Below are 17,198 nucleotides of genomic sequence, written 5' to 3'. Positions count from 1 at the left end.
CAATGGAAGGGGATCCCGCTCTCATCCGCAAAATAATCCATGTCGACATGGATGCATTTTATGCCAGCGTTGAGCAGCGGGATAACTCCGATCTGCGGGGCAAACCTGTCGCCGTCGGCGGCTCTTCCAAGCGTGGCGTAGTCGCTGCGGCAAGCTATGAAGCGCGCGCGTTCGGTGTACGCTCGGCCATGCCTTCGGTCACGGCGCAAAGGCAATGCCCCGACCTAATTTTCGTCAAACCAAGGTTTGAGGCCTACAAAGATGTATCTCGGCAAATTCGAGAAATATTCGCGCGGCACACCGACCTCATTCAACCGCTCTCCTTAGATGAGGCCTATCTTGATGTGACCCATGACAAGCAGGGCATCGGGTCAGCGGTCAAGATTGCTAAGGCAATCCGCGCGGCTATCCGCGACGAGACGGGGCTTACCGCCAGCGCTGGCGTAAGCTACAACAAGTTCATTGCGAAACTGGCCAGCGACCAGAATAAGCCCGACGGAATGTGCGTCATATTGCCGGATCAAGGCCCGGAGTTTGTCGCCAGCTTGCCTGTACGCCGTTTCCACGGCGTCGGGCCGCGTACTGCCGAGAAAATGGCAAAGCTGGGGGTGCATACGGGCGCGGACCTTGCGCAAAAGGATGAGGCGTGGCTGGCACAGCATTTTGGCAGTTGGGGCAGCTATCTTTTCTGGGCCGCACGCGGGATTGATCACCGTCCAGTCAACGAAAATGCTGTGCGCAAATCGATCGGGGCGGAAAGCACCTATTACAACGACAAGCGCAGTGAACCAGAACTGCGGGATGCATTAGAAGAAATAGTCGATATCGTTTGGGACCGCATTGACCGGTATCAGGCAGAGGGTAGGACATTAGTATTGAAGGCACGCTATTCGGATTTCCGGACGATCACGCGCTCTCGTACCGTTGGGTATGCCTTGTCCGACCGTGCAACCATTGCGCAGGTTGGGCATGCTTTGCTTGATCAAATTTTACCCGTCGAAATGGGCGTTCGGCTTCTTGGGCTAACATTATCCGGTTTGGTAGGGCACGATGAAATCGCGCACTGTGCAAAGCCGCAGGGACAATTTACATTTGATTGATTGAAAATTGAAATTTTTCGTCATATATCATGAAACTGTTATGTATATGTAACACAGGAAATGAAATGGCGCGCCCACAAACAGACATTGATGCTGGAAGAACTGCACTGCTGGAGGTGGTAAATGATTTGGTTCGCAAGCGCGGGGCGGTAGACATCTCGATGACAGATCTTGCCGCTGCGGCTGGCATGTCGCCATCTAATCTATACCGCTTTTTCGACAATAAAGAAGCATTGCTTGAGGCGGTGGCCGAGCGCTTTTTTGCCGAAAAAGTCGCGATAATGGTTGAGGTAACAGAATCCGACTTGCCTGTGCAGGACAAGATGTACCAATTTTTTGCGCGGCGTTTTCGCGCGATGGTTGTTCAATATGAGGCCGAACCAGACCTACTGAAAAGTTACCTCGAAATTGGCCAGCAATATTTTGAGGTTGTCCGCGGATATGTTGATCTGGGAGATCATTATCTCTCTCTCATTGTCGCAGAAGCCATGGACTTGGGCTATTTTGAAGGCCTCTCGATTGATGAGACAGTGTCCCTCATCAACCAGATGGTACAGTGCTACACAAACCCCGATGCGCTTTTTTACGTTGGCCCGGTCAAGTTGAGGGTCGAGAAGCTTGCAACTATTGTTGAGACAATTTTTCGAGGACTAGGTAAAAAATCGTCAGCGCAAAAGCTTGCCCAACCGCACATCAGAATTGTTTCATAAACCGAGCAGGTATCTAGGGTTTCTGGCGGCTGCCGAATTGTGTCGCAGTCGAGCCAAGGCAAGGAATGTCGCAAAACACCCCTGTTCGGTCTGTGCCCGCCTTTGTAGCATATAATCACTTTTACAATGTCACAGTGCTGATTTAAGCACATGATTAAATTTGAGGGGAGTAAGCTGTTTATGCGCGTCGATAATGCTATATTTCCATCAATGGAGCAGGCTTCGGCATTTTTCGGCGGTCCAGAGAATGGGCCGTTTATCATGGTCAATTTGCTGAAGTTCAAAGACAAGGCGGAATATGCCGATGGCAGTGATTCCGATCTTTCGGGCGCTGCTGCTTATGCCCGTTATGGGGAAGCTATTCAGGCCTGCTTGGCAGCTGTTGGGGCGCGCCAAATTTACGCCGGGAACGTTACTGGAATGATGATCGGTGAAGTTGAGGACCAATGGGACATGATCGCCTTGGTCGAATATCCGTCACTCTCGGCCATGCAGAAAATGATGTCTTCGCCTGAATATCAGGCCATTGAAACCCATCGCAAAGCGGGGCTTTCTGGCCAATTAAATATCCGCACCAGTAAGATTGGACGTTAATATGAAGCCTATGAAGAACCGCATGACTGAGCTGCTCGGCGTCGAATATCCCATCATTCAAGCGCCAATGGGTTGGATTGCGCGGGCGCAACTGGCATCGGCAGTGTCGAACGCGGGTGGACTTGGTATCATCGAAACATCCTCAGGTGAGTTGGATGCAGTACGCGCCGAAATCATCAAGATGCGTGAACTTACCGATAAGCCCTTCGGTGTTAATATCGCACAAGCCTTTGTGCGTGATCCCGGGATCGTTGATTTTGTGGTCGACCAAGGCATCAAGTTTGTAACTACATCAGCGGGCGACCCCAACAAATATTGCGGACCATTAAAGGCGGCCGGCCTTACTGTGTTTCACGTCGTACCAACATTGGCAGGTGCGTTGAAAGCTATTGATGCTGGCGTTGATGGCCTAGTGGTTGAAGGCGGCGAAGGCGGAGGTTTCAAAAATCCGAAGGACGTTGCTTTAATGGTCCTGTTGCCTCTCATCCGGAGCAAATTGGATGTGCCAATTGTGGCCGCCGGCGGCATCGTCTGCGGACGGACAATGGCAGCTGCCTTCGCTCTTGGCGCTGAGGCGGTTCAAATGGGCACACGGATGGTAAGCGCTGCGGAATCACCCGTGCACCATAATTGGAAAGACGCCATCATCAACGCGAAGGAAACCGATACATTGTTCCTTAACCGTCATGGACCCGGACCGGCATTGCGCGCCTTGCGCACCGAGCGAACAACAAAGCTAGACGTTGAACCAACGGATAACATCATGGGCGAAATGCGCGGGGTACTTGATTTGTATTTCGGCGGTGACATGGAGGCTGCGATTGCGCTTTCCGGGCAAGTGGCCGGACGCATTGATGCGGTGAAACCCGCCAAGCAAATCATCGACGAAGTGATGGACGAATTTTATTCTGTCATGAATGATTTGCGACGCGACTATCTTTAGGATTTTGACTTGGACCCAGTCCTTGAAGAGTTTTTGAGCGATCCTGCCGCAGATGTTTCGGCGCTGCATGATGTTGCCCGGATAAAGGCCATATTGGAGCAATGTGGGCGTGATGGCCGTGCGATCAGCTATTCCGAGCTTTTGCTGAACCTTGGCTTCCGCTTCACACGGCCCAAAATGCGCGCGGTCTGTAAGACGCTGGACAAGATAGATCAGATCACCGCCGAAGAAGGTGCGCCTGCGCTCGCCGTGCTTGTGGTGCGTGAAGGTGACGGCTTACCGGGGCAGGGATGGTGGACAGGGCGAAGTGATTATCAAGGTGAATGGACAGGGCCGCAAGCGCATGCCCATATCCGCACGCTGCAGGATGATGTGTTCGCATATTGGCAAGACCAATCGCTTCGAATTTGAAACTCATCTGGGATCACGAAACTAATGCAACAGGCAGTAGACTTTTTGGACGAAAGCAAGGCGTTAAGCGCGCTGCTGACGCCGCTTTCCGAAGCAGAGTTCGAAGCGTCAACCCAGTTCAAGGGCTGGACCATCAACAACATCATCCGCCATCTGCATGTTTGGAACATAGCAGTCGACTTATCATTGCGTGACAAGGCAGCCTTTGGCGCGTTTGTAGCCGAGATGATGGCTGGTGTTCGCGGGGGAAAGCTGCCTGAGTTTGAGGTAAGCTATCTAGATGGTCTTTCGGGCCATGCATTACGAAACGCTTGGATAGAGCGCGCGAAAGCCACTGCCGCGGCATTTGCTGCCACAGATCCTAAGCTTCGTCTCAAATGGGTTGGTCCGGATATGAGCGCGCTAAGTTCAATCACTGCGCGGCTAATGGAAACATGGGCACATGGGCAGGCCGTTTACGATGCTCTTGGCGTGGAGCGGCAGGACACTGACCGGATTGGTAACATCGTACGCCTTGGCGTAAATACGTGGGGCTTCACATGGAAAAATCGCCGCCTCGAGCCACCGGGCGAGATGCCGAGAGTTCGCCTGTCCGCGCCATCGGGCGCTGTGTGGGAATATGGCGAGCCCTCCGAAAGTATTATGATTTCCGGTAGTGCGACAGAATTCTGCCAAGTCGTCACCCAATGTCGCAATATTGCCGACACTGCGCTTGAAGTCACAGGCGAAGTCGCGCATCAATGGATGGGTATTGCGCAATGTTTTGCGGGGCCACCACAGGACCCACCAGCAAAAGGTTCACGGCATCGCGCCGACAGGGGAGTTTGAATAGCATGAAGAAGGTCGTTTTTGTCTCATTAGGCGCAGTCTTTCTAGCCAGCACGCCCTTGGCCGCGCAGCCAAGCGACGTGGTTACGGTGATCCATGTCGGCAAACTACTAGACAAGCCAGGAACCCCGCCGCGCGGACCATCCACTGTAATTATTCGCAACGGCAAAATCGCTGAAGTTTTCTCTGGCCATCAGCAGGGACCAGCAGGCGCGACGATCATTGATCTGAAAGAGAAGTTTGTCCTCCCCGGGTTAATCGACAGCCATGTACATCTGGATAGCGACGCTGGCGGTAATGCAGCATTAATCGAGGGCTTAACCGACAGTCCGGCACGGGCTGCCTATTGCGCTGCGGGTAATGCGAAGAAGACGTTGATGGCTGGCTTCACGACGGTGCGCAATTTGGGCGACGGCACTGGCGCAACCCTTGCTTTACGCGATGCGGTTGCTGCAGGTGACCTTCCCGGCCCCCGGATTATCGATGCTGGCCGTTCGATCTCAACGACCAGCGGGCATATGGACGCAACGCTATCGGTCTCCGAAGACTTGCATGGCAGCATCGGTCAGGAAAATCTGTGTGATGGCGTTGAAAGCTGCCGTCAGGCGATACGCAAACAAGTCCGGCGTGGCGTGGACGTGATCAAGATTGCAACCACTGGCGGCGTAAATAGCCGCATTGGAGCTGGACTCGGGCGGCAGTTATTCGATGACGAGGTGAAGGCATTAGTTGATACCGCGCATCTTTACGGCAAGAAAATTGCTGTACACGCCCATGGTGACGACGGCGTCAACATCGCCTTAGCCGCGGGCGCGGACTCGATTGAGCACGGTACCATGATGACCGACGAGACCATCAAATTGTTCAAATCCTCAGGCGCCTATTATGTGCCTACTCTGTCTACCGTAAATGGCTATCTTGAGCGGTTGGCTGCTAACCCCAATGCCTACCCGCCCGACGTTCTTGCGAAAGTGCAATGGCGGATTGGTGTTACCGGTAAGAGCCTTGCCAAAGCCTATCCCGCCGGCGTAAAAATTGCATTTGGCACAGATGCCGGTGTGTCCAAACATGGCCGGAACGCAGACGAATTTGAATTGATGGTCAAACATGGCATGCCCGCCAGCGCGGCCATTCAGGCTGCGACAATCAATGCCGCGTCCTTATTGGGTGTTGAAAAAGACGTTGGCTCAATTGAACCCGGTAAAGCGGCCGATTTGATCGCAGTCGCAGGTGACCCCATAGCGGACATCACGACATTGAAATCTGTGCGTTTCGTTATGAAGGACGGGCGGGTTTTTAAGGCTGAATGATTATTCCCTTTTGCGGATCAGTCCGCCCTTGAAGCGTTTCCACAAAGACGCTTGCGGCGGCCTCTAATCCCGTATGGGTTTCAATGTCCACAACGCCATCGGCTGCGGTTAGGAAGCTTTTCCAACTGCGGCCGACAGCTTCGCCAAAGCCCTTGGGGCCAAGTTCCTGAATAGTTGCGACGGCGTGATCAGGGGCGAAGAACAGGATGGGCTTCGGTCCTGGCATCTCGCTGCCGCTTGCGCCAGCACTGTTGGGGCCTCTTGCATCAACATGGGTGGCACCGACCAAACAGCTATATTCTAGATGGTTGGCCAGCCTTTCGTGGATCGCCCGGAGTAAGCGCGAATTGCCGGCAAAATCGACGCATACCGAAGCGGTCTTGGGCAGGGTATCGACTGCATCATACGCGATGACTTCGTCGTACAGGCCAGTCCCGACGACAAACCCCACATTGCCTTTCGAGGTCAGACCAATACGCTTTATGCTAGGCGATAAATCCTTAGCGACGCTTGCAAGGCCCATGGCCGTTTTGGATGAAGCGCTAGTGATGAGAAGGGTTTCTGCGTTAAACCAGCTTTCTCGGCGCAGCATGGCTTCAATTAAGAAGCCGGTTTTGAATAAAGGCCCGAATAACATACGCTCTGCCTCTTTTTCGGCGTCATGTTCTGGGTCGGAAGCAAGGCGGCTATATTGGTTGTAGATGGGGCTCATGGGTTGACGGTGTGCGGCCATATCCGTGAAGCCGCCCATACTGATCTTGCCGGGTACGACATCAAGATGCGTTCCCATCGGTAAATAGCCATAGACCCGCTCGCCAACGGCAATTTCGGGGCAATGCGATTCTTCGACCATGGCATGACCCCACATTGGCACGACGCCAAAATCACCTGCTGCCGGAAAGAAGTTCCAATAGCCAAACATGTCACCGATGACGGCATAAGTGATGTTGTTTGCCGTGACCGAGAAGCTTTCAATCCGCAAACGAACGGCGCCGTCTGCGAGCGGCAACAATGCTGTGTCATGCACCTGTGTTTCGGTCAGCGCCTTTTTATTTACCCAGATCGTCGATGCCATATTTGCTTCTCCTCTGTCCGTCGGCATAACCGCCCTTCGTTGCGCATTCAATGAAAGACCATTTTCCTAATTGTTCACATTGATGTGAATATGCACTTTGACAATCACATCATGATGTGAAAATAACGAATCATGAGCATACAATTGATTACTAAACTTCGTAGCCTCGTCAACGACGGTGGCTTGTCACGGTCCGGCCTAGCCCGCGCTGCTGGCCTTCATGCCAACACTTTGCGCGACTTGGATGAGCCGGGCTGGAACCCGACCGCTGAAACCCTGCGTAAGTTGGAAAGCTATTTGTTCTCCAACGACGATACGCCCGCGCTCGTGCCGATTGAGGAAATCATTGAAGAGGCGCGCAATGGTCGTATGTATATCCTCGTCGATGATGAGGACCGGGAAAATGAGGGCGACCTGATCATTCCGGCGCAAATGGCAACGCCAGACGCGATCAATTTCATGGCAACGCATGGCCGTGGCCTCATCTGTCTTTCGATGACCAAGGCACGTTGTGAACAGCTTGGCCTGACGCCGATGGCGCGCGAGAACCGCGAAAGCATGCAAACAGCCTTCACAGTGTCCATAGAAGCCCGTGAGGGCGTCACGACGGGCATCAGTGCTGCAGACAGGGCACGGACCATTTCCGTCGCTGTGGACGCCTCTATGGGGCCTGACGACATTGTTTCGCCTGGTCATGTCTTCCCGCTGACGGCCCGCGATGGCGGCGTGCTGGTGCGCGCAGGACATACTGAAGCGGCTGTCGACATTAGCCGGCTTGCCGGTCTCAACCCGTCGGGCGTGATTTGTGAAATCATGAAAGACGATGGCACAATGGCGCGGATGGATGACCTCGTGGCCTTCGCCCGCATGCACAACCTCAAGATGGGTACAATCCGCGACCTGATCGCCTATCGCCGCAAGCATGACCATTTGGTCGAAAAGCGCGCGGAGATGAAGTTCAACAGCCGCTGGGGCGGTGACTGGACCGCCATGACCTTTTACAACAAGGCGACGGGTGATGAGACCATTGCTTTGGTAAAGGGCCGCATTGACTCTGAAAAACCGACATTGGTACGCATGCATACCATGTCGATGTTCGTTGATGTGTTTGGCGAAGAAAATGAGCGTTCTGGCCTGTTGTCACGTTCGATGGAGGCCATTGCCGCGGAAGGTGCTGGTGTGATCGTGGTCATTAACAAGCCGATGAAAGGCATTGTGTCTCGCTTCATGCAGTTGCGCGCCGAGGGCAAGCAAGCTGGTGCGCCAGAGATTGAGGAACTGCGCGACTATGGCGGCGGCGCACAAATCCTGACCGAGCTTGGCGTGCATGACATGATATTGCTGACCAACACGCACCACACGCTCGTCGGCCTTGAAGGCTATGGCCTTTCCATTGTAGGCGAACGGCCTATCCCCGGCACCGGAGGCGAGTAATGGCAAAATTCCTTATAGTTGAAGCACGGTTTTATGACCATCTGAACGACATGCTCGTAGCAGGTGCGAAGACAGCGTTGAAGGCCAAGGGGCATGAGGTTGAGGTTATCACTGTGCCCGGCGCGCTCGAAATTCCGGGCACCATATCGATGGCTGCAGAGGCGCAGATATATGACGGATTTGTCGCCATTGGCGTTGTTATTCGCGGGGAAACCTATCATTTTGAAATCGTTGCTGGTGAAAGCGCACGCGGTATCATGGCGTTGACGATGGACGGAATCGCCATCGGCAACGGCATATTGACCGTTGAAAACGAAGCACAAGCCATAGTACGCGCCGACCCTAAACAAAAGGACAAGGGCGGGGAGGCCGCCATTGCGGCGATGGCCTTGCTGGCGTTGCAAAGTAAATTTGGGTGACTAAAAATTGGTTTGCGTAATAAAGTTGCGCATTCCTTTTCTTGCTTTCCGCGCTATACATCTCTTAAGTTTGAAAACTTCGTCACCCTGAACGTGGTTCAGGGTCCATCGCGCCTATAAAGGCCGGGCTTGAGAGGAAAAATGGATGCTGAAACAAGTTCAGCATGACGGAGTGTCTGCATGAGCGCTCCCGTATTGCCAACGTCGATCAACACCGATTCCGAAGAGTATAAGGCGCGCAGTGCCCACAATCAGGCGCTTCGTGACGACCTTTGGACTAAAGTCGCCGAAGCTGCGTTAGGCGGTAATGAGAAGTCGCGTGAGCGCCATACTTCTCGTGGAAAATTGCTGCCGCGTGAGCGTGTCGAACGCCTGCTGGATAGCGGTTCGCCTTTCCTAGAAATCGGCCAGCTTGCAGCCTGCGACCTGTATGATAGCGAAATTCCGGGTGCAGGCCTAATCACGGGAATCGGCCGCGTTTCGGGGCGCCAGTGCATGATCGTCTGCAACGACGCGACCGTAAAAGGCGGCACTTATTATCCGATGACGGTCAAAAAGCATTTGCGGGCCCAAGAAATCGCCGAGGCGAACCACTTGCCGTGCATCTATCTTGTCGACAGCGGCGGCGCGAATTTGCCGCATCAGGACGAGGTGTTTCCTGACCGGGACCATTTCGGGCGCATCTTCTTCAACCAAGCAAATATGAGCGCCAAAGGCATCCCTCAAATCGCCTGTGTCATGGGAAGCTGCACCGCGGGAGGCGCTTATGTGCCCGCCATGTCAGACGAAAGCGTCATCGTTCGCAACCAAGGTACGATTTTCCTCGCTGGCCCGCCCTTGGTGAAGGCCGCAACGGGGGAAGAGATTAGCGCGGAGGATCTGGGCGGTGGCGACTTGCATGGCCGGAAGTCCGGTGTGGTCGATCATGTGGCCGAGAATGATGAGCATGCGTTGACTATTGTTAGGGATATCGTCAGCCATTTAGGGTCAACCCACAAACCGGACATCGATACCAAAGAACCACGCCCACCCAAATTTGATTCCGACGAATTGTACGGTGTCATCCCCGACGACGTCCGTGCGCCTTATGATGTCCACGAAGTCATCGCACGGCTGGTCGATGGCAGCGAGTTTCATGAGTTCAAGGCGCTGTACGGCACGACCTTGGTCTGCGGCTTTGCGCATATCTGGGGGATGCCCGTCGCGATCCTCGCGAATAACGGCGTATTGTTTAGCGAAAGCGCCGTCAAAGGCGCGCATTTTATTGAACTTGCCTGCCAACGGCGGATACCGCTCTTGTTCTTGCAGAATATCAGCGGCTTCATGGTTGGCGGCAAATATGAGGCGGAGGGCATTGCCAAGCATGGCGCAAAGCTCGTCACCGCCGTCGCCACCGCGAGCGTGCCAAAGATTACAGTCCTTATCGGCGGCAGCTTTGGCGCAGGGAATTACGGCATGTGCGGGCGCGCATATTCCCCACGCTTTCTATTCACTTGGCCCAATGCGCGGATTTCGGTGATGGGCGGCGAACAAGCCGCTTCCGTCCTCGCCACCGTCCACCGCGATGCGGAAAAATGGACGCCGGAGGAAGCCGAAGCCTTCAAGTCCCCAATCCGTCAGAAATATGAGGATGAAGGCAACCCTTATTACGCGACCTCGCGGCTTTGGGATGATGGCATAATCGACCCCGCACAAACCCGCGATGTGTTGGGCCTAGCCTTCGCCGCAGCACTCAATGCGCCAGTTGAGGAGGCGCCCCGCTTCGGGGTGTTCCGGATGTGAGTGAGCAGCAAGCACCTCCCCGAACCGGGGAGGGGGACCATCCGAAGGATGGTGGAGGGGTGCTATCCGCCTCATCGAACGCTTATGCCGTTGCAAAGCGCGAGCGTCGTTCCGGTAATCTGCCCGAGGTTCTTATTTGGCGCGAACTGCGCAAGCGTCCCGGCGGTTATAAATTTCGTCGTCAGCATCCGCTAAGCGACGTCGTCATTGATTTTGTTTGCCTTGAATGTCGGCTTGCTATTGAAATCGATGGCCAAGCACATGGAGTAGGTGACAGACCAGAGCGAGACGCACAGCGTGATACCTATCTTCAGTCACGCGGATTTCATTTATTACGCTTGCCTGCGGCTTATGTTCTGCAAAGCATTGAAGATGCCCTTGCGACTATTGTTGCCGCTTGCGTCGAACACCAACCCCTCCACCACCAGCCTTTGGCTGGCGGTTCCCCTCCCCGGTCCGGGGAGGTGTTTGAAAGATTGAGACCATGATCCAATCCCTCCTCATTGCCAATCGTGGTGAGATTGCTTGCCGGATTATCCGCACCGCGCGTGACATGGGTATACGCACAATAGCGGTTTATTCGGACGCGGATGCCCATGCATTGCATGTGCGCGAAGCCGATGCGGCGGTGCATATCGGGGCGTCTCCGGCGCGGGAGAGCTATCTCGCGGGGCATAAGATCATCGCTGCTGCCAAAGCCACGGGTGCAGATGCGATCCATCCGGGCTATGGCTTCCTGTCTGAAAATGCGGAATTCGCGCAAGCGGTGATTGACGCAGGGCTGATCTGGGTTGGGCCGCGCCCCGCCAGCATCACTGCCATGGGTCTGAAGGACGCCGCCAAAAAATTGATGGCCGAAGCGGGCGTGCCCGTCACCCCAGGCTATATGGGGGATAACCAAGACCCAGATTTCCTCGCCGAGCGCGCCACCGAAATTGGCTATCCCGTGCTGATCAAGGCGGTCGCTGGCGGCGGCGGGAAGGGGATGCGCAAGGTCGACGAGGCGGGTGACTTCATCGACGCGCTTGCTTCGTGCCAGCGGGAGGCCAGCGCATCATTCGGTAACGCGCATGTGTTGATCGAGAAATATATTCAGCGCCCGCGCCATATTGAGGTGCAGGTGTTTGGCGACACCCATGGCAACATAGTCCATTTGTTCGAACGCGATTGTTCGCTGCAACGCCGTCATCAAAAGGTAATTGAAGAAGCCCCCGCGCCGGGCATGACGCCGTATACCCGCGAGCTGATTTGTGGCGCTGCTGTCCGCGCAGCAAAGGCGGTAAATTATGTCGGCGCAGGCACGATTGAATTCATCGCCGATTCTTCCAAGGGTTTCATCGACCCAGACCTCGTCTGGTTTATGGAAATGAACACGCGTTTGCAGGTGGAGCATCCTGTGACGGAGGAAATCACGGGCGTTGACCTTGTTGAATGGCAATTGCGCGTCGCTAGCGGAGAGCCGCTTCCGCTTCGGCAGGACGAGTTATCCATTGATGGTCATGCCATCGAAGCGAGACTCTATGCCGAAGACCCGGCGAAAGGCTTCTTGCCGAGCGTTGGCAGACTCGAATTTTTCGAGCTCGATGGCAGTGTCCGTATCGACAGTGGCGTGTGCCAAGGATCCGAGGTGTCGCCGTTTTACGACCCGATGATTGCCAAAATGATAGCCCATGATTTGGACCGCGCAGGCGCGATACGGTCGCTGGCATGGGCTTTGAACGATAGTAAAATTTGGCCGGTTAAAAACAATGCCGCGTTTCTTATCAACGCGCTTGAACATCCTGATTTTGCCTCGGGCAATATCGATACCGGCCTTCTGCAGCGCGCGGGCGATGCGTTGATTCCCGACGAGGCCCCCGACACATATTATTTGGCGCGGAGCGCAGAACAATATACCAATCAGGCAGTTGCGGGCTTCCGCCTTAACCGGGATCGCAATCATAAGGCTGTCTTGTCGGTCGACGGCATTGCGACAATAGTCGAAATTCCGATACTTGCGTATGTCGATCCAAGGCCGTTCGTTTTTAGCCAAGACCCGCCAAAGGGCTTCTTCCAGACTGGGAACGGTCAGACTTGGTGGGTGGAACCTTATCGCTATGCAGGCGGTACCCATGCATCGGCTTATGATGGCGACATCCTGTCGCCCATGCCGGGCCGGATCATCGCGGTTGATGTCGCTGTGGGTGATCGCGTGACCAAGGGCCAAAAACTCGTCACGCTTGAGGCGATGAAGATGGAACATAGCCTCACAGCGCCGTTTGATGGCGTGGTGGCTGAGTTGAATGCGGAGACGGGTGCACAGGTGCAGGTTGAGGCGTTGTTGGTGCGGATAGAGGTGGTGGAGTGACTGAGATACTGAAGCAACAGCTCCACCACCAGCCTTTGGCTGGCGGTCCCCCTCCCCGTTCCGGGGAGGTATTGGTGATGATGGACAAAAGGCAACAATAATGGCAGGCAAATATTTCAACGAATGGCACATTGGCGATAGCATCGCCCACGAAATCCGTCGCACGGTGACGGAGACAGACAATCTGCTGTTCTCGGTCATGACGCATAACCCGCAACCGCTGCACATTGATGCGGAGGCAGCCAAGGCCAGTGAGTTTGGGCAAATTCTCGTAAACGGCACCTTCACTTTTGCGTTGATGGTGGGGCTATCGGTGGGGGATACGACGCTTGGCACGTTGGTAGCCAATCTGGGCTATGATAAATTGGTAATGCCCAAGCCCGTGTTCATCGGTGATACCCTGCGCGCGGAAACCGAAGTCATTGCGCTTAAGGAGAGCAAATCACGACCTGATGCGGGGGTGGTGACGTTCCTGCACCGATGCCTCAATCAACGTGATGAACTTGTTTGCCAAACGGAACGGGCCGCGTTGCTGAAAAAGGCATAGATTGCCATAACCTCCGGTGCAGGGCATAATGCCCGCATGAAACTGCGTTCCCTCCTTTTCGTCCCGGGTGACCGGCCTGACCGCTTTGCCAAGGCCGCCGCCAGCGGGGCTGATGCGATTATTATCGACCTTGAAGACTCAGTCGGGTTAGACCGCAAAATTGTCGCGCGCGAAGCGGCGGCGGAGTATCTTTCCGGCGATCGGCCGGTGCCGGTGTTTGTCCGCGTCAACCCGCAGGATAGCCATCTAACGCATGACGACCTTGCTTCGGTGTTGCCTTATATGCCCGATGCTATTGTCTTGCCAAAGACAGAGGGCGCGCGCTCAATCAATTGGCTACGCGCCGAAGCAGCGGCAGTTGCGGACAGTCAGGACGGCGAGGCACCGCCGATCTTGCCAATCGCGACCGAAACGCCAGGTGCGGTGTTCGACCTCGGGACCTTGCGTGAGGTTGCACATTATCTGGCTGGTGTTAGCTGGGGCGCAGAGGATTTGCCTGCCTCGGTTGGTGCAGTGACCGCGCGTGAGGTAGACGGCAGCTATACGGCACCATTTGAAATGGTCCGGTCGCTCACGCTTTTTGCAGCGCATGCCGCCGGCGTTGCGGCGATTGATACGGTGTTTCCGTACATCAGTGATCAGGATGGTCTTGCCGCGTATGTTGGCCGTGCGGCGCGCGATGGTTTCACCGGCATGCTTGCCATTCATCCGTCGCAGGTGGCGGTAATAAACGCGGGCTTTACGCCTTCGTCAGCGCAGCTTGCGCATGCCCAGTCCATCGTTGATGTGTTCGCGGCCAATCCGGGCGCAGGCGTGTTGCAACTGGACGGCAAAATGATCGACGCGCCGCATTTGAAAGCGGCGCTGTCGATCCTCTCAAGGGCTTAGGCCGCTAGTTTCCGCAACACATAGTGCAGAATGCCACCGTTCATGAAATATTCGACTTCGTTCGCGGTGTCGATGCGGCAGAGCGTGTCGAAATTGAACGTTGAGCCGTCCTTGCGGGTGACCATAACGGTTACCGTCTGGCGTGGCTGAAGCTTTCCGACGCTGGTGATTGTGAAGCTATCATCCGCGGTCAGGCCCAAGGTCGTCCGGCTTTCGCCGTCCATGAATTGCAGTGGCAACACGCCCATGCCGACCAAGTTTGAACGGTGGATGCGTTCGAAGCTTTCGACGATAACGGCGCGGACGCCGAGCAGGTTGGTGCCCTTTGCCGCCCAATCGCGCGAAGAGCCGGTGCCATATTCCTTTCCAGCGATGACCACCAAGGGCGTGCCGTCGGCTTTATGCTTCATGGCGGCATCGTAAATGGGCATGACTTCGCCTTGGTAGCTGCTCATGCCGCCTTCGATGCCGGGGACCATTTCGTTCTTGATGCGGATATTGGCGAAGGTGCCGCGCATCATGACTTCATGGTGGCCGCGGCGCGCGCCGTAGCTGTTAAAGTCTGCCTTGCTGACTTGGTGTTCCATAAGGAATTTACCAGCAGGGCTGTCGGCCTTGATGCTTCCAGCAGGCGAGATATGGTCGGTGGTAATGGAATCGCCCAAGATCGCCAGCGGCTTTGCCTCGATGATGTCCATCACCGGCGCGGGCGTCATGCTCATCCCTTCAAAATACGGCGGATTGGCGACATAGGTCGATCCGGCGCGCCATGTGTAGGTGTCCGAACCTTCGACTTGAATCTTCTGCCAATGCGCATCGCCTTCATAGACCTTGGCATAACGTGCGGTGAACATCGAACGGTCGATGTTTGCGGTCATGACATCATGCACCTCTTGGTTAGTTGGCCAGATATCGCGCAAATAGACGTCTGAACCGTCGGTCGCTTGGCCAATCGGCGTCGTTGTGAAGTCTTCGGTCACAGTGCCCTTGAGCGCGTAGGCGACCACCAAAGGCGGTGAGGCCAAGAAGTTGGCGCGGACATCAGGGGACACGCGGCCTTCAAAGTTGCGGTTGCCCGAAATGACCGAGGCGGCAACAATGTCATGGCCGTTAATCGCTGCCGAAATAGGCTCCGCCAATGGACCGGAGTTACCGATGCAGGTGGTGCAGCCATAGCCGACCAAGTTAAAGCCGACCGCGTCCAGATCGGCCGTCAATCCGGCACGATCGAGATAATCGGTCACAACTTGGCTTCCAGGCGCGAGTGAGGTTTTTACCCATGGCTTCGGACGCAAGCCAAAGGCATTGGCCTTACGCGCCACCAATCCGGCGGCGACCAATACGCTTGGGTTTGATGTGTTAGTGCAGCTGGTGATTGCCGCAATCACGACATCGCCATCGCCAATATCATGTGTCTTGCCCTCAACCGCGACGCGCTTGGCGCTGGCATGCTTGTAAACGTTGATCAGATCGTCGTTGAACACATTGTCGACTTGCGTGAGGACAACCTTGTCCTGCGGGCGCTTAGGGCCGGCAAGCGACGGAACAACGCTGCCCATATCCAATTCCAGCGTGTCAGTGAAAATCGGGTCGGCCATATCGGCATAGGCCCATAGGCCCTGTTCCTTGGCATAGGCCTCGACCAGTGCAATCTGGTCCTCATCACGGCCGGTCAGGCGCAGATATTCGATGGTCTTTTCATCAATGCCAAAGAAGCCACAGGTTGCGCCATATTCGGGCGCCATATTTGCCAAGGTTGCACGGTCGGCAAGGCTAAGCGATGCAAGGCCAGGGCCATAATATTCGACAAAGCGGCCAACCACGCCCTTGGCGCGCAGCATTTGCGTTGCGGTCAACACTAGGTCCGTCGCGGTCACGCCCTCGGCCAACGCGCCGGTCAGCTTGAAACCAACAACTTCGGGGATCAGCATGGACACTGGCTGGCCAAGCATCGCGGCCTCAGCCTCAATCCCGCCAACGCCCCAGCCAAGGACGCCAAGGCCGTTAATCATCGTCGTGTGGCTGTCTGTACCCACGCAGGTGTCGGGATACGCAATGGTCGCGCCGTCAGCGCCTGCGCTTGTCCAAACGGCCTGCGCAATATGCTCCAGATTAACCTGATGGCAAATGCCGGTGCCGGGAGGGACAGCCTTGAAATTGTTGAGCGACTTGGAACCCCATTTCAGGAAGTCATAACGTTCCGCATTGCGTTGATATTCGATTTCAACATTCTGCTCCGCCGCCTTAGGGTGGCCGAATTCATCGACCATGACGCTATGGTCGATAACCAGATGCACAGGCACGAGCGGATTAATCTTCGATGGGTCCGCCTTCAACGCGGTCATCGCATCGCGCATGGCGGCCAGATCAACCACGCATGGCACGCCGGTGAAATCCTGCAACAACACGCGGGCAGGGCGATATTGAATTTCGCGATCCGACTTGGCGTCCTTCTGCCAATCGATCAACGCCTGCACATCCTCCACCGAAACGGTAAAGCCGCCATCTTCAAAACGGAGCAGGTTTTCGAGCAATACCTTCATCGAAAAAGGCAGGCGCGATACATCGCCCAATTTCTCCGAGACTTTTTTGATCGAGAAATAATCCACCGTCTTGCCGCCAGCGGTCAAGGTGGAACGGGTTTGCAGGCTGTCTAATCCGATTGCGGTCATGTTTTCATAATCCCTTAAAATTTGGGCTTTTGGCCGGATGGGGAAGACGACACGGTAGGCGCTTGCTGCAACCCATGAAACGCGCGTCAAACCAGCGTAAAAGCGGGAGATTCGTTTGCTGGCCGCGCCTTAGCGCTT

Annotated in this window: 16 protein-coding genes; 14 read left to right on the top strand and 2 right to left on the bottom strand. The window is 55.2% G+C overall.

Annotated features, from left to right (window positions below; translation table 11 throughout):
* Positions 1–2 precede the first annotated feature (2 nt).
* The 7 genes from dinB (at position 3) to Q0O33_RS00485 (ending at position 5,896) form a co-directional block, all read left to right on the top strand.
* Positions 3–1,100: a DNA polymerase IV gene (gene dinB, locus Q0O33_RS00515; RefSeq protein ID WP_295494607.1), complete on the top strand. Its 1,098-nt coding sequence runs from the start codon at positions 3–5 to the stop codon at positions 1,098–1,100.
* Positions 1,101–1,165: 65 nt separating this feature from the next.
* Positions 1,166–1,810: a TetR family transcriptional regulator gene (locus Q0O33_RS00510; RefSeq protein WP_295494605.1), complete on the top strand. Its 645-nt coding sequence runs from the start codon at positions 1,166–1,168 to the stop codon at positions 1,808–1,810.
* A 150-nt stretch (positions 1,811–1,960) separates the two neighbouring features.
* The gene (locus Q0O33_RS00505; protein ID WP_295494602.1) at positions 1,961–2,404 is read left to right on the top strand and encodes a DUF1330 domain-containing protein; all 444 of its coding nucleotides are present in this window, start codon (positions 1,961–1,963) and stop codon (positions 2,402–2,404) included.
* Positions 2,405–2,426: 22 nt separating this feature from the next.
* Positions 2,427–3,347 (top strand): nitronate monooxygenase, encoded by a 921-nt coding sequence (locus tag Q0O33_RS00500; protein WP_295494599.1) that lies wholly within the window; start codon positions 2,427–2,429, stop codon positions 3,345–3,347.
* Positions 3,348–3,356: 9 nt separating this feature from the next.
* Complete coding sequence (locus Q0O33_RS00495) at positions 3,357–3,758, top strand: ribose-phosphate pyrophosphokinase (RefSeq protein WP_295494596.1); 402 nt, start codon at positions 3,357–3,359, stop codon at positions 3,756–3,758.
* 24 nt (positions 3,759–3,782) lie between these two features.
* Complete coding sequence (locus tag Q0O33_RS00490; protein ID WP_295494594.1) at positions 3,783–4,586, top strand: TIGR03084 family metal-binding protein; 804 nt, start codon at positions 3,783–3,785, stop codon at positions 4,584–4,586.
* A 5-nt stretch (positions 4,587–4,591) separates the two neighbouring features.
* The gene (locus tag Q0O33_RS00485) at positions 4,592–5,896 is read left to right on the top strand and encodes an amidohydrolase family protein (protein WP_295494591.1); all 1,305 of its coding nucleotides are present in this window, start codon (positions 4,592–4,594) and stop codon (positions 5,894–5,896) included.
* Here the strand turns inward: Q0O33_RS00485 and Q0O33_RS00480 are convergent.
* The gene (locus tag Q0O33_RS00480; protein WP_295494588.1) at positions 5,883–6,971 is read right to left on the bottom strand and encodes a DUF2855 family protein; all 1,089 of its coding nucleotides are present in this window, start codon (positions 6,969–6,971) and stop codon (positions 5,883–5,885) included. The two genes, Q0O33_RS00485 and Q0O33_RS00480, sit on opposite strands and share 14 nt — an antisense overlap.
* 132 nt (positions 6,972–7,103) lie before the next feature.
* Between Q0O33_RS00480 and ribB the strand changes: the two genes are divergently transcribed.
* The 7 genes from ribB to Q0O33_RS00445 all read left to right on the top strand — a co-directional run bounded on the left by ribB (position 7,104) and on the right by Q0O33_RS00445 (position 14,388).
* Entirely contained in the window at positions 7,104–8,405 is a 1,302-nt protein-coding gene (ribB, locus tag Q0O33_RS00475; protein WP_295494585.1) for a 3,4-dihydroxy-2-butanone-4-phosphate synthase, read from the top strand.
* Positions 8,405–8,824: a 6,7-dimethyl-8-ribityllumazine synthase gene (gene ribH, locus Q0O33_RS00470; protein WP_295494582.1), complete on the top strand. Its 420-nt coding sequence runs from the start codon at positions 8,405–8,407 to the stop codon at positions 8,822–8,824. Before ribB ends, ribH begins: the two co-directional genes overlap by 1 nt.
* A 180-nt stretch (positions 8,825–9,004) precedes the next feature.
* Positions 9,005–10,606: a carboxyl transferase domain-containing protein gene (locus Q0O33_RS00465; RefSeq protein ID WP_295494579.1), complete on the top strand. Its 1,602-nt coding sequence runs from the start codon at positions 9,005–9,007 to the stop codon at positions 10,604–10,606.
* Positions 10,603–11,094, top strand: coding sequence for a DUF559 domain-containing protein (locus Q0O33_RS00460; RefSeq protein ID WP_295494577.1), 492 nt, complete (start codon positions 10,603–10,605; stop codon positions 11,092–11,094). Before Q0O33_RS00465 ends, Q0O33_RS00460 begins: the two co-directional genes overlap by 4 nt.
* Positions 11,091–12,953 carry an acetyl/propionyl/methylcrotonyl-CoA carboxylase subunit alpha gene (locus Q0O33_RS00455; RefSeq protein ID WP_295494574.1) on the top strand — a complete coding sequence of 621 codons (1,863 nt, stop codon included), beginning with the start codon at positions 11,091–11,093 and terminating at the stop codon, positions 12,951–12,953. The genes Q0O33_RS00460 and Q0O33_RS00455 overlap by 4 nt, the downstream gene beginning before the upstream one ends.
* 100 nt (positions 12,954–13,053) lie before the next feature.
* Positions 13,054–13,500, top strand: a complete 447-nt coding sequence (locus Q0O33_RS00450; RefSeq protein WP_295494570.1) for a MaoC family dehydratase — start codon at positions 13,054–13,056, stop codon at positions 13,498–13,500.
* Between the two features lie 36 nt (positions 13,501–13,536).
* On the top strand, positions 13,537–14,388 hold the full coding sequence (locus Q0O33_RS00445; protein WP_295494568.1) for a CoA ester lyase: 852 nt from the start codon (positions 13,537–13,539) through the stop codon (positions 14,386–14,388).
* On the opposite strand, the gene acnA is transcribed toward Q0O33_RS00445, so the two are convergent.
* Entirely contained in the window at positions 14,385–17,060 is a 2,676-nt protein-coding gene (gene acnA, locus Q0O33_RS00440; protein WP_295494566.1) for an aconitate hydratase AcnA, read from the bottom strand. The genes Q0O33_RS00445 and acnA overlap by 4 nt on opposite strands.
* Positions 17,061–17,198 lie beyond the last annotated feature (138 nt).

This window comes from Sphingorhabdus sp. EL138 (assembly GCF_945862485.1).
Classification (GTDB): Bacteria; Pseudomonadota; Alphaproteobacteria; order Sphingomonadales; family Sphingomonadaceae; genus Sphingorhabdus_B.
This window is presented reverse-complemented; position numbering and strand designations above follow the sequence as displayed.

What these genes read in the sequence shown, in the direction of transcription:
- Q0O33_RS00505 (WP_295494602.1), top strand. Translation starts at nt 1,961, where the DNA reads ATGATTAAATTTGAGGGGAGTAAGCTGTTTATGCGCGTCGATAATGCT.
- ribB (WP_295494585.1), top strand. Translation starts at nt 7,104, where the DNA reads ATGAGCATACAATTGATTACTAAACTTCGTAGCCTCGTCAACGACGGT.
- ribH (WP_295494582.1), top strand. Translation starts at nt 8,405, where the DNA reads ATGGCAAAATTCCTTATAGTTGAAGCACGGTTTTATGACCATCTGAAC.
- Q0O33_RS00445 (WP_295494568.1), top strand. Translation starts at nt 13,537, where the DNA reads ATGAAACTGCGTTCCCTCCTTTTCGTCCCGGGTGACCGGCCTGACCGC.
- Q0O33_RS00465 (WP_295494579.1), top strand. Translation starts at nt 9,005, where the DNA reads ATGAGCGCTCCCGTATTGCCAACGTCGATCAACACCGATTCCGAAGAG.
- Q0O33_RS00510 (WP_295494605.1), top strand. Translation starts at nt 1,166, where the DNA reads ATGGCGCGCCCACAAACAGACATTGATGCTGGAAGAACTGCACTGCTG.
- Q0O33_RS00455 (WP_295494574.1), top strand. Translation starts at nt 11,091, where the DNA reads ATGATCCAATCCCTCCTCATTGCCAATCGTGGTGAGATTGCTTGCCGG.
- Q0O33_RS00490 (WP_295494594.1), top strand. Translation starts at nt 3,783, where the DNA reads ATGCAACAGGCAGTAGACTTTTTGGACGAAAGCAAGGCGTTAAGCGCG.
- Q0O33_RS00480 (WP_295494588.1), bottom strand. Translation starts at nt 6,971, where the DNA reads ATGGCATCGACGATCTGGGTAAATAAAAAGGCGCTGACCGAAACACAG.
- dinB (WP_295494607.1), top strand. Translation starts at nt 3, where the DNA reads ATGGAAGGGGATCCCGCTCTCATCCGCAAAATAATCCATGTCGACATG.
- acnA (WP_295494566.1), bottom strand. Translation starts at nt 17,060, where the DNA reads ATGACCGCAATCGGATTAGACAGCCTGCAAACCCGTTCCACCTTGACC.
- Q0O33_RS00450 (WP_295494570.1), top strand. Translation starts at nt 13,054, where the DNA reads ATGGCAGGCAAATATTTCAACGAATGGCACATTGGCGATAGCATCGCC.
- Q0O33_RS00500 (WP_295494599.1), top strand. Translation starts at nt 2,427, where the DNA reads ATGACTGAGCTGCTCGGCGTCGAATATCCCATCATTCAAGCGCCAATG.
- Q0O33_RS00485 (WP_295494591.1), top strand. Translation starts at nt 4,592, where the DNA reads ATGAAGAAGGTCGTTTTTGTCTCATTAGGCGCAGTCTTTCTAGCCAGC.